This window comes from Nostoc sp. 'Lobaria pulmonaria (5183) cyanobiont', from assembly GCF_002949795.1.
Taxonomy (GTDB): Bacteria; Cyanobacteriota; Cyanobacteriia; order Cyanobacteriales; family Nostocaceae; genus Nostoc.
Window position 1 is genome coordinate 3,163,288 of sequence record NZ_CP026692.1, and the last position, 12,382, is coordinate 3,175,669.

The window sequence follows — 12,382 nt, forward strand, 5'->3', positions numbered from 1 at the left end:
GTCTGTAGACGCTTCTGCCGTTAGAAACGATATCAGGACTTAAGTAAGTTTGCTAAAGAAAGCGCAGATTAACGCGCCAATAATATTGATAAAGTTGCAATTGCCTTTGTTCCTAAAGTTTTACAAATCTATCAATTAACACTTGTTGTAACATTGAAAACACGAAAACGTAAATAACAACAAAAATCTTTTTTATACTTTCAGAAACCAGCGTTGCCGATACATCAGAAAACCAACAGCCCACCACAACAACACGGTGACTAAGGCAAATAACAGGGAACCATTTAGCGCTCCCGCCCAAGATGCGAAAAAATTCTGGTAAATCCAATTGTAGGTAGTGGGAGCGTCTTTGCCAGTGCCAATAGTAGTTTTGACTAAAATTTTAATTAACAAAACTGATGCAACGAAAAGAGCAATTGCATTTAAGCCCATAATTTCAAAAGGTTTACTCCAGCGACGCATCAGCCGTACTTCCATGAGTTCATAACAAGCTGCTAGCAATAGTAACGCCCAACCTGTTGTAAATACTACATAAGAACTTGTCCACAGCTTTTTGTTAATAGGGAATGTCCACCCCCACGCCCACCCGATAATTAAGCAACCGACTCCAAATAATCCTAAACCGATACTTGTACGTGACTGTACAGGTTGACTGCGTATCCATTGACCAGTGAAGTAGCCAGCGAGGACGCTTACTATCGCGGGAATAGTACTGAAAAGTCCTTCTGGATCTCCCATAAAGTTGAAACCATCACCTTTATATAAATGTGCATTGGGAATAATCAGGCGGTCAACATAAGCACCGAAATTACCTTCTCGCGTCAAAACGCCCGCACCATATTCTGGCACTGCTACATACATCATCGTTAGCCAGTAGCCAATGAGTAGCACTGCTGCTAGTATCCATTGACCTTTGCGCGGAAGGTTGAGAACAGCTAGGGAAGCCAGCAGATAAGTAAGGCTGATACGCTGCAACACTCCCATAATCCGGATACTATTCAAATCAAAAGTCCAAATACCTTGATTCCAAAAGCCATTTAGTAGCAATCCCAGAGCAAAGAGAATAGTGGCGCGGCGCAATATCCGCCAGTAAACAGCTGAGGTAGGTTTATTGCCCTCGGTGTATTTTGACAGCGAGAAAGTCATTGCTACACCGATAATGAAGAGAAAGAAGGGAAATACCAAGTCCGTTGGCGTGCAGCCGTGCCAATCGGCGTGGGCTAAGGGAGGATATACATCATCTGTAACACCCGCCATATTGACGAGAATCATTCCAGCAATGGTAATGCCACGAAAAACATCCAGTGAAGTCAGGCGCATAGACGAAATCTTGTATTAGATGAGTATCTAAGTTACCCCGGTTGATGAAGGTAATCAAGCAAAATTTATCGGTCTACTTGCTAAATATAGTTTTTCATCAAGGTTCCTGCCCATACTATCTTGTACAAATTAGAAGTACGCGATCGCACCCAAGCTACAGTTTTAGATATCGAAAAAGGATTGGTAGTACCAGAACTGTTAATAAAGCTAGATATACTCAAATTTCAGTCAATCTATTGCTATTTAAACCTCATCTATGTTGAGAACCGTAGTTTTTGCCCTCACCCTAAATCCCTCTCCCTACTTGGGAGAGGGACTTCTTTCCGGCTCCCCTTCTCCCAATATTGGGAGAAGGGGCTGGGGGATGAGGGTTTTTCTATTCATACAGAACTACGGTTTTCAACGTGGACGCAGTTTAAGTGTAAATGCAGTTGTCTTGTCACTAATCTTAGTATAAATTGCTATAAACCAAAGCTGTGACTAAAAAACAGCTAACTTTATTTAAGGCGTGCTTGCTTATATAACAACTAAAAATATTGCAATTTTGTCTCATTAGATCAAAGGTTTAATTACCGATTGAATTTGGGAATGAAAGCGAATGCATAGTCATTCACTTTCTATTTTGTTATGCACGCTCAATATTACCAAGATAACTAAAGCTAAAAAATTATATTTAAGGACAATAATTATGATAAACCTACCAGAAAATCATCACCATAAAACCAGAAATAAGTTTACTATAAAATTACTAGAAGCAACCAAAAATATTGTTTTTATAGATCCAAAAGTTATAGATTACCAAAGTTTGGTGTCTGGTATCGCACTCGGCAGTGAAGTTGTTATTCTTGATGCCAATAGAGACGGTTTAGCACAAATAACCGAGTTTCTCGCAAAACATGAATCCAATTCAGTTCAATCAATTCACATTGTTTCCCACGGAAGTGTGGGAAGTTTGCAACTAGGGTCAATCAACTTCAACCTTAGCAACCTGGATAGCTACAAAAATCAGTTACAAAAGTGGGCAAGTGCTTTAACTGATAAGGCTGACATCCTACTTTATGGCTGTGATGTAGCCAGTGGTGAAGGCACAAAATTTGTGCAGCAGATTAGCCGAATTACTGGAGCAGATGTTGCCGCTTCCACTGACAAAACCGGAAGTGCAGCTTTAGGTGGCGACTGGGATTTAGAAGTGAAGACAGGGAAAATTGAGGCTTCCCTAGCATTTAAACCGGAAGTAATACAGGCTTACCAATCTATTTTGCCAGCTAGTTTTACTGGCACATACTCTCAAAACTTCAACTCATTAGCTGCTTCGGCAACATCTATTGCTTGGATTAATGATTCAACTATTTCAGGCTGGTATTCCACAAGAACAAATTATAACGCTGGTTCTGGCACTAATAATGCAGGTGCAATGTACAGTTTTGGTACAACCACAGACCGGGCACTTGGTTCTGTAGCTTCCGGTACTACAGGCACTATTTATTATGGGTTGCGCCTCCAAAACAATACAGGTTCAGCAATTACTAAGTTGCAAGTAAGTTACACCGGTGAGCAATGGCGTAATGGTGGTAATACATCGCCACAACAGTTGAAATTTAGTTATCAAACTGGGTCAACTCTCACAAGTTTGACAACAGGAACATGGACATCTGTGACATCGCTAGATTTCACCGGACCAATTGCAACTGCAATCGCAAGTTCTCTGAATGGTAATCAAAGTGCCAATCGAACTGTGATAACACCTGTAATATTTAATCTAGCTACCCCAATAGCTAACGGTGAAGAGATTATATTGCGTTGGGAAGACATAGATGATGGAGGCAACGATCATGGTTTAGCGATTGATGATGTATCTGTCAAAGTAGATGGCACCACCTATATAGTAACTAACACCAATGACAGCGGTACTGGCTCCTTAAGGCAAGCTATTATCAATGCCAATAACGATCCCGGAATTGAGACAATCCTCTTTGATACGACTGGAATATTCGGTGATACGACGCCCGACACCATTATCCTCACTTCTGGGGAATTGAATGTTACTGAAGGAGTGATCATTCAAGGAACTGGGGCTAATAAACTTACCATCAGTGGTAACAATGCTTCCCGTGTTTTTTATGCCAGTGCCTCCCTCTCAATTGATGGGTTGAAGATAACTGGGGGAAATGCAGCAAATGGTGGTGGGATCAATAGCACCAGTAGTGTTACAGTCAGCAATAGTACTTTTTCTGGCAATACTGCCAGCACTAGCGGCGGCGGCATTTACAGTACCAGTAGTGTCATAGTCACCGATAGCAGTATTTCTGGCAACACCGCAAACAGCAATGGCGGCGGCATCTACAGCAGTAGTGCTACAGTCAGCGATAGCAATATTTCCGGCAACATAGCAAATCTTGGGGGAGGCATTTATAGCACCAATGCCACAGTTAGCAATAGTACTCTTTCTGGCAACACCGCAAACAGCAATGGCGGCGGCATCTTCACAAACGGTAGTAACAGTAGTGTCACCATAAGCAATAGCACTATTTCTAGCAATACAGCAAAAACTCATGGTGGCGGCATCTACAGCAGCAGCAATGCCACAGTCAGCAATAGCACTATATTTGGCAACACCTCTGATAGTGATAATAATGGACAAGGTGATGGTGGCGGCATTTATAAATCTGGCGGCACAGCGAGCATCAGTAATAGCATCATTGCTGGCAATATTGATCCAGGTAATCAAGGAGCCGATGTCTATGGTAATAACTTCAATAGCAATGGTTACAACCTGATTGGCAAAATTACTGGTAAATCATCTGGGACTCTGGGTACGGGCACAGATATTATTAACCCCAACCCCGGACTCAAACCGCTAGGAGATTACGGTGGTTCTACACAAACTCACGCTCTATACTTTAACAGTCCTGCCAGGAATGCTGGCGATCCAGCTTATAGTGGTGGCTTAACTACCGATCAGCGCGGCACGGATTTTAACCGTATAGAAAGCGGGAGAATTGACATTGGAGCATTTGAATATGTGCTTCCAAAAGTCAACTTTGGTGCTGCTACGTACAATACAACAGAAGATAGTACCGCCACTACAGTAACTATTTCTGTTACCTTAGATGCCTCTCCCGAAACTGCTGTCACAGTTCCTATTGTCGTCAAAAGCAATAGCACGGCTACTAGTGGCAACGATTACACTTTTTCCCCCACTACCATCTCCTTTACTGCTGGCGCAACAGGCTTAAATTTAACAAAGTTAATTACTTTTACTATTAACCCAGACGATTTACCTGAGAATGCAGAAACAGTTGTACTCAACTTCGGCACGCTAACAGGGGCTAATTTGGGGACAATAACTGAAACTACTCTCAATATTGCTGCTAATGATTCAATTCAATATGCAATTTCCACTCCCACTTCAACTTTAATTGAAGGTAATAGCGGTACTCAAGCTGTTAGCTTCACGGTTACTCGCACTGGTGGTATTGGCGTGGCTAGTACCGTAAATTATGCTTTTAACGGTGCAGCAATTTTTGGCAGTGACTATAACAATATTCAAGTGACAGGTGGAGAAACTGCTGCGTCTGGGACTTTAAGCTTCGCTGTTGGGGAAACCACAAAAACAATTACAGCCGATGTTTTGGGTGATAACACATTTGAACTCAATGAAGATATTACTGTTATCCTGAGTAACCCCAACCTCACAACTGCGCCAGCAAATTCCACAATTACTAACAGTTTAGCTACAGTAAACATCATCAACGATGATAGCCAACCAACTATCAGCATCTCAGATGTCTCGGTTACTGAAAACAACACAGGTACAACAACTAACGCTAACTTTACTATCAGTCTTTCTAATCCTAGTTATCAGCAGGTTACTGTAAATTACAACACGAGTAATGGCACTGCTCAAGTTGCTGACTCTGATTACAACTCTGCTTCCGGGACGATTACTTTCAATCCTGGTGAAACCAGTAAAACCCTTAGCATTGGTGTTGTAGGTGATAACAAATTTGAAACCGACGAGATATTTTCTGTCAATCTTTTGGGTGCGACAAATGCTGCGATCGCAGATAGCTTAGGAGTTGCTACCATCATCAACGATGACAACCAACCAACTATCAGCATCTCGGATGTCTCAGTTGTTGAAGGCAATACAGGCACAACAACAAATGCTAACTTTACTATTAGTCTCTCCAATCCCAGTTATCAGCAAGTTACTGTAAATTACAACACGAGTGATGGTACTGCTCAAGTTGCTGACTCTGATTACAATTCGGCTTTAGGGGCGATTACTTTCAATCCTGGCGAAACTAGCAAAACTCTTAGCATTGGCGTCATCGGTGATAACAAAGCTGAAACCAACGAGACATTTTCTGTCAATCTTTTGGGTGCGACAAATTCCACAATTCTTGATAGTTTAGGAGTTGGTACCATCATTGATGATGACAGCCAACCAACTATCAGCATCTCGGATGTCTCGGTTACTGAAAACAACACAGGCACAACAACAAATGCTAACTTTACTATTAGTCTCTCCAATCCCAGCTATCAGCAAGTTACTGTAAATTACAACACGAGTGATGCTACTGCTCAAGTTGCTGACTCTGATTACAATTCGGCTTTAGGGACGATTACTTTCAATCCTGGCGAAACTAGCAAAACTCTTAGCATTGGTGTCATCGGCGATAATCAAACTGAAACTGACGAGACATTTTCTGTCAATCTTTCAGCTGCAACAAATGGCACAATTGCTGACAGTTTAGGACTTGCTACCATCATCAATGATGACAACCAACCAACTATCAGCATCTCGGATGTCTCAGTTACTGAAGGCAATACAGCCACAACAACTAACGCTAACTTTACTATCAGTCTCTCCAATCCTAGCTATCAGCAGGTTACTGTAAATTACAACACCAGCGATGGTACTGCTCAAGTTGCTGACTCTGATTACAATTTTACTCAGGGAACGATTACTTTCAATCCTGGTGAAACTAGCAAAACTCTTAGCATTGGTGTTGTTGGCGATAACAAATTTGAAACCGACGAGACATTTTCTGTCAATCTTTCGGCTGCGATAAATGGCACAATTGCTGATGGTTTAGGAATTGCTACCATCATCAACGATGACAACCAACCAACTATCAGCATCTCGGATGTTTCAGTTACCGAAGGCAATACAGGCACAACAAATAATGCTAACTTTATTATCACTCTCTCCAATGCCAGTTATCAGCAAGTTACTGTAAATTACAACACCAGTGATGGCACTGCTCAAGTTGCTGACTCTGATTACAATTCTACTCAGGGGACAATTACTTTCAATCCTGGTGAAACTAGCAAAACTCTTAGTATTGGCGTCATCGGCGATAACCAAACTGAAGCCAACGAGACATTTTCTGTCAATCTTTTAGGCGCGACAAATGCCGCAATTACTGATAGTTTAGGAGTTGCTACCATCATTGATGATGACAACCCAACAACTGTCAGTATCTCGGATGTCTCAATTGCTGAAGGTAACACAGGCACAACAACTAATGCTAACTTTATCGTCACTCTCTCTGCACCGAGTTTACAGCAGGTTACTGTAAATTACAACACTAGTGATGGCACTGCTAAAGTTTCTGACTCTGATTACAACCCTGCTTCCGGGACGATCGTTTTCAATCCTGGCGAAACCAGCAAAACTCTTGGTATTGCTGTTATAGGTGATAACAAAGCTGAAAACAACGAGACATTTTCTGTCAATCTCTTCAGTGCTACAAACACCACAATTACTGATAGTTTGGGAGTAGCTACTATCACAAATGATGACCAACCTCCAGCCATTAGTATTGCAGATGTATCAGTCAAAGAAGGCACAGCAGGGATGATAACTAATGCTAATTTTGTCGTCACTCTCTCTAATGAATTTTATCAAAGGGTGATTGTAAATTACAGTACGAGTGATGGTACTGCTAAAGAATCTGACTCGGATTACAATTTTGGGCTGGGGACAATTATTTTCGACCCTGGCGAAACCAGCAAAGTTATTAGTATTGGCGTCCGAGGTGATAATAAAGTTGAACTCAATGAAACATTTTTTGTCAATATATATGGTGCAGCAAATGCCATATTTAATAATAACCAAGGAGTTGGCACAATTAAGAATGATGACTAATCGTTATTGAACAGAACATTAGCGATCGCTGCAATTATCCCATCCCAGAATAGCGCTGGGAAAATACTTATATTATAAGTTGCAACTTGTTAATTTTTACGCCTATTCTTTGGTAATTAAAGTATTAATTATAACAAACAATATACTATATAGAGTTGGACTAGCATTTTAAAATCCAGGATTAAGCCATTATCAAAAAAATTTATCCTAAAATCAAATATCCAGTAAATTTACGTATGCGGATTGAAGTCTTCTGAATGAATAGTAGAATTAGCCCATACAGGAGAAGACTGTGACGCTCTTAAATGAAGCTCAAGTAGAGCAACTAAAGGAAATAACCACACGCTTGCGACAAGTAAGACAAGAAAAATCTATCCGCATAGAAGAAATAGCCTCTCAGACAATGCTTCGAGTAGGTATTTTGCAAGCTTTAGAAGAAGATAGATTTGAAGAATTGCCTGAGCCAATTTTTCTTCAAGGATTCATCCGTCGTTATGGAGATGCTTTAGGGCTGGATGGAAATGCTTTATCGTACAGCCTTGTAACCAATGTTGTCTGTCAAGATTCTAAAAATGCTCATCACAATTCAGACAACAAACAAAATACATACATACCTCTTGTTCTGACCTATATTTTATTATTGGTCGGTGCATCTGCTGGTCTTCTTCATATACTTAATCCACAGCTTACAGCTGAATCCCTGACTCCAGAAGACAATAATCAACAGTCAATAGTCAGCAATCAGACTAACAAATGACCAAAAAGGCAGAGGAAGTGGAAAGACGCGATTAATCGCGTCTGTACCGAGTAAAAGAAAAGAATTAATAACCAATGACAAATGACCCATCACAAATGACAATTTTTAAGATATTTGCGGTTTACGCAGATGCCAAGTAGTAGATTGTTCATAAGCATAAGCTACCTGAAACAGTTGCTCTTCTCGCAACACATTGCCAATTAGCTGTAATCCTATCGGTAGCCCTAGATCGTCAAAACCACATGGCAAACTTAAACTAGGTAAACCAGCAAGATTCACAGGAATAGTCATCAAGTCATTTAAATACATACTCAAAGGGTCAGTAGTTTTTTCCCCTGCTTTGAATGCTGTAGTGGGAGATGTGGGACAAACTAACACATCAACCGCGCCAAAAGCCTTTTCAAAGTCTTGCTTAATCAAGGTGCGGACTTTTTGCGCTTTCAGGTAGTAAGCGTCATAATAGCCAGCCGAAAGCGCGTAAGTGCCAATCATAATCCGGCGTTTGACTTCTGTACCAAAACCAGCGGCACGGGTACGAGTGTACATTGATAGCAGATTATCTGCATCAGGAGCGCGATACCCATATTTAACGCCATCGTAACGAGCCAGGTTTGCTGATGCTTCTGATGGGGCGATGATGTAGTAGGTGGGTAAGCCATAGCGAAAGCGGGGACAGGAAATTATATGAATTTCTGCTCCCAAACTTTGTAGTTGATCTACTGCTTTGGTAACAGCTTGTTCTACTACAGAGTCTAAACCTTCACCAAAAGTTTCTTTAATGATACCAATTCTTAGCTGACCTCTGGGTTTGAAGTTTGGTTTTAAGCTAGCAGCATAGTTGGGAATGGCAACCTTCAGGCTGGTAGAGTCTTTGGAATCGTAACCTGCGATCGCACTTAATAATATTGCGGCATCTTCTACCGTATTTCCAAATGGCCCAATTTGATCCAAAGATGAAGCGTAAGCCACCAAACCATAACGAGAAACCAAACCATAAGTGGGTTTCATCCCCACCACACCGCAGAAAGATGCAGGTTGGCGAATCGAACCGCCAGTATCAGAACCAAGAGCAACTACACATTCTTGGGCCGCCACCGCCGCCGCCGAACCCCCCGAAGAACCACCTGGAACTCGTGACAAATCCCAAGGATTAGCCGTGACTTGATAGGCAGAGTTTTCCGTAGAACTGCCCATTGCAAACTCATCCAAGTTGGTTTTGCCTACCATTACCGCCCCAGCATCTGCCAGTTTTTGCGTCGCTGTTGATTCATAAGGCGGCACGAAATTTTCCAAAATCCGGGAGGCGCAGGTGGTAGGAACTCCCTTGGTACACATATTGTCCTTGATACCCACAGGAATGCCCGCTAGCAGCCCAATTTCTTCTCCCGCAGCAATTTTGGTATCCACAGCACCCGCCTGCTCTAATGCCCGATCTGCCGTCACACATAAAAAGCTGTGCAATTTCGGCTCTAACGCTTGAATGCGCTCTAAAGCTTCTTGGGTAATTTCAACGGCAGAACGTTCTTTTTTAACCAGCTGTTGGTGCAACTCGCGGATGGATGCCATGATTGCTCTCTTTGTGACTCAAGTCATTGATTCTAGTACATATTGGCCAAAATTGGGTATTGGTTATTGGGCTTTGAGCATGGCTTATTCTCCTCTGCTTGCCATTCCCCATTCATCTGACAAAGCGGATTAATATGTATTGAAATGTGTTTAATACGTTTTAAAAAACAGCAAACACATGGCTATCAACCGTCTATTGAATAGTTTGCCAAAGTTTTCATATATATTGGCTACTTTTGTGTAAGAGTATAGCAGTGTTTTCTAATGATATAATTTTGTATTACCACCTTATTAATACTACAAACTTCATAATTGTATCAATTCCACAAAATTTTTCGAGGTAAGGTAGGATGATAAAAATAGCCAGGCGTAAATATTTAGGCAAACAAAATGTTTATGACATTGGGGTTGAGCGTGACCATAATTTTGCAATCAAAAATGGCTTAATAGCTGCTAATTGTTTCAATAAATCCCATTCGACAGCCTATGGTTATGTAACTTATCAAACAGCATATTTAAAAGCTAATTACCCATTGGAATATATGGCGGCACTGTTAACAGCTAACAGTGGTGATACCGATAAGGTACAGAGATACATTACTAACTGTACAAATATGGGTATTTCCATAGATCCGCCAGATATTAATCGTTCTGGTGTTGATTTTACGCCAACGGCAGGCAAGATTCTGTTTGGATTTTCGGCGGTGCGTAACGTGGGACAAAATGCGATCGCTTGTATTTTGGAGGCAAGAAATGAGACAGGAGAGTTTAAATCACTCGCTGATTTTTGCGATCGCGTAGATTTACGTGCTGTTAACCGCCGAACCCTAGAGTCGCTAATTTACTGTGGAGCCTTTGACAAAATTGAATCCAATCGCCAACAGTTAATTAACGACTCAGAATTAGTGTATGATTGGGCACAATCTCGTGCGAAAGATAGAGCTAGTGGTCAAGGGAATATATTTGATTTATTGGGCGATGGATTTTCTTCAACTCAGAATAAAAGAGCAAGTAATGCCTTTGAAACTGCTCCCAAATCTAAACCTATAATAGATTTTACCCCCCAGGAAAAGTTGCAAAAGGAGAAAGAATTACTAGGCTTTTATGTATCAGATCATCCCCTGAAATCCTTACGACAAATAGCACCATTTTTGACACCAATTAACCTTTCGCAGCTGGGAGAACAAAGAGAAGAAACGAGGCTTTGTGCAGTTGTGATGTTAAATAACGTCAAAAAAGTGGTGACAAAAAAAGGCGATCAGATGGCAATCTTGCAAATAGAAGACCTAACTACACAATCAGAAGCTGTAGTTTTTCCGAAAACTTATGAACGTATTAGTTCTATACTCCAAGTTGATACAAGATTAATTATTTGGGGAAAAGTAGATCGACGTGACGAGCAAACTCAATTTATTCTTGAAGATGCAGAACCAGTGGAAACAGTACAAATGGTAATGGTGGAATTAAATCCCCAGCAAGCAGGTAATATGGAAGATTTACATCGCTTGAAAACAATTTTACAAGACCATTCAGTAGACAAAGAAAAGGCAAAAATGCCAGTGATTGGAATTATCCAAACTGAAACTTCTCGTAAGCTTGTTCGCTTAGGTTGGCAATTTTGTGTACAAGATTCTCGAATAACTGTTCAAGCTTTGCAAAACGCCAGTTTTCCTGCTCATATAAAATCTCTGACTGGTAGCTGACGCCAGCAGTGAAAAATCCACCAATACTGAAAAGCAGCTTAAGAATTAGTTTTATTGAACTGTCAACAGTAAATTGCCTTAGGTATTCAGGATTTTAATCGTTTTTTTAGTTACTTACGCGGATGAAAATTTCCTTGATGTAGTGGTATCTTTTTATGCTAATACCCTTAAGGCTGCGACCGGGGGAAGGAGTTAGAACTTGATGATCGTCAACGAGCTACATAGATTTGTTTCATACTGTAAAAAAATTCAACCCCAAACTCACGAGGACATTCAAAAATTTTTTGAAGGAGTGATATTATTTCCTTATGATAAGGAACTTCTATTGCAAGCTTATTTATTTCTGAATATTAAAGAATTGTTTCCCTCGTGTGCTGAATTGCTGTTATTTGAAAAGTCTCCAATTTCAGATTACACAGATTTAGGGAAGTGTGATTTTGTCTTCCTGACTTTTAAAGGTAGTCTGTTTTTAATTGAAACTAAGTTTATTGACACAGAAGCAACTGGAGCGACAGAACGAAAAAGAAGAAATAAGCATAGAAACAAGGTATTTGAGCAAGTTATTACTTTAAAAGGTCGATTTAGCGAATATTGGAATATGAGGCTAGATCAATTAGAGTGCGGGGTTTTCACAACAGATGCAGAAGTTGCTTGGCGAGGAAATGGTGTGAATGTCACATCTAAATCAATATCTATAGATAAGCTCGAAAAATGGCGAAGAAGTTATCACAGTAATGAAAAATTTTTATGTCATCAAGATGGGTCAAAGTTTGAGGAAAGGTTGAATTTTAAAGGTTGAACTAAGACCCAAATATAGTTATTACAGTGAATGGTGTATGGGGCATAAAAGTAATTAATAATGCCACATACACCAACCCA

General features: G+C 40.6%; 7 protein-coding genes. 5 read left to right on the forward strand and 2 right to left on the reverse strand.

Annotated features, from left to right (window positions below; all coding sequences use genetic code 11):
* Positions 1-192: 192 nt before the first annotated feature.
* Positions 193-1,320 carry an acyltransferase family protein gene (locus NLP_RS13765; RefSeq protein ID WP_104906877.1) on the reverse strand — a complete coding sequence of 376 codons (1,128 nt, stop codon included), beginning with the start codon at positions 1,318-1,320 and terminating at the stop codon, positions 193-195.
* Between the two features lie 688 nt (positions 1,321-2,008).
* On the opposite strand from NLP_RS13765, the gene NLP_RS13775 reads away from it, so the two are divergent.
* Positions 2,009-7,477 (forward strand): Calx-beta domain-containing protein, encoded by a 5,469-nt coding sequence (locus tag NLP_RS13775; RefSeq protein ID WP_158680371.1) that lies wholly within the window; start codon positions 2,009-2,011, stop codon positions 7,475-7,477.
* Between the two features lie 292 nt (positions 7,478-7,769).
* Entirely contained in the window at positions 7,770-8,234 is a 465-nt protein-coding gene (locus tag NLP_RS13780) for a helix-turn-helix domain-containing protein (RefSeq protein ID WP_104906879.1), read from the forward strand.
* A gap of 105 nt (positions 8,235-8,339) precedes the next feature.
* Here NLP_RS13780 and gatA read toward each other — a convergent pair whose 3' ends face one another.
* Complete coding sequence (gene gatA, locus NLP_RS13785) at positions 8,340-9,800, reverse strand: Asp-tRNA(Asn)/Glu-tRNA(Gln) amidotransferase subunit GatA (protein ID WP_104906880.1); 1,461 nt, start codon at positions 9,798-9,800, stop codon at positions 8,340-8,342.
* Here gatA and NLP_RS35535 point away from each other — a divergent pair.
* From NLP_RS35535 to NLP_RS13795, 3 genes are all read left to right on the forward strand, one after another.
* The gene (locus tag NLP_RS35535) at positions 9,799-9,933 is read left to right on the forward strand and encodes a hypothetical protein (protein WP_267894919.1); all 135 of its coding nucleotides are present in this window, start codon (positions 9,799-9,801) and stop codon (positions 9,931-9,933) included. The genes gatA and NLP_RS35535 overlap by 2 nt on opposite strands.
* A gap of 217 nt (positions 9,934-10,150) precedes the next feature.
* A complete protein-coding gene (locus NLP_RS13790) occupies positions 10,151-11,503 on the forward strand; it encodes a helix-hairpin-helix domain-containing protein (RefSeq protein ID WP_104906881.1) in 1,353 nt (450 codons plus the stop codon).
* 202 nt (positions 11,504-11,705) lie between these two features.
* Complete coding sequence (locus NLP_RS13795; RefSeq protein ID WP_104906882.1) at positions 11,706-12,302, forward strand: hypothetical protein; 597 nt, start codon at positions 11,706-11,708, stop codon at positions 12,300-12,302.
* Positions 12,303-12,382: the final 80 nt, after the last annotated feature.